The 531-nt window shown below is 44.3% G+C and carries 1 protein-coding gene and 1 other RNA gene; both read left to right on the top strand.

Features of this window, described 5'->3' with window-relative positions; all coding sequences use genetic code 11:
• Window positions 1-294, top strand: a 294-nt coding sequence (locus tag ACS8FD_RS24255) for an AAA family ATPase (protein ID WP_439277724.1), incomplete at its 5' end; no start/stop codon positions are given.
• An 82-nt stretch (window positions 295-376) separates the two neighbouring features.
• An RNA gene (gene rnpB, locus ACS8FD_RS24260) (RNase P RNA component class A) lies at window positions 377-531 on the top strand; the annotation flags it as partial.

Raw genomic sequence — 531 nt, forward strand, 5'->3', positions numbered from 1 at the left:
TTAGTCACTTCTGGTCGCCTCGGCAGTATCAATCATACGCTGCTTAGTCTAGAGGCGATAAAAGCGCGTGGATTGTCTGTGCATAGTATTGTTTATAATCCCATACATGATACGAGTCTTAATACCGATAACGAGATAGCTACTAGTACAATTGAGTTTTTAAAAAATCACATACAACAGTATTATCCAACCACATATTGGTTACAGTTGCCTTATCTAAACGATACAACACTGCCTGACAACCAAACAGCGTCAGTAGATAAAGCGTGGGTTTTACCATCGAATTTTATTTAAAAAGTCTTAATCTGGTCTTAAAAGTGCAAATAAGCGTAAAACTTATTCCTAGTCTGTGATTAGATTTGCTATACTAGCGCCCTTGGTAGACTAGGCGATCGCCGCTGCATACTGTTTAACAGACTTGCAGGGGAGGAAAGTCCGGGCTACATAGGGCAGCGTGCCAGCTAACGGCTGGGCGGGGTAACCCGACGACCAGTGCAGCAGAGAGTAGACCGCCTCGCGTCAGCACGTGAG

The organism is Psychrobacter sp. 1U2, from assembly GCF_051847575.1.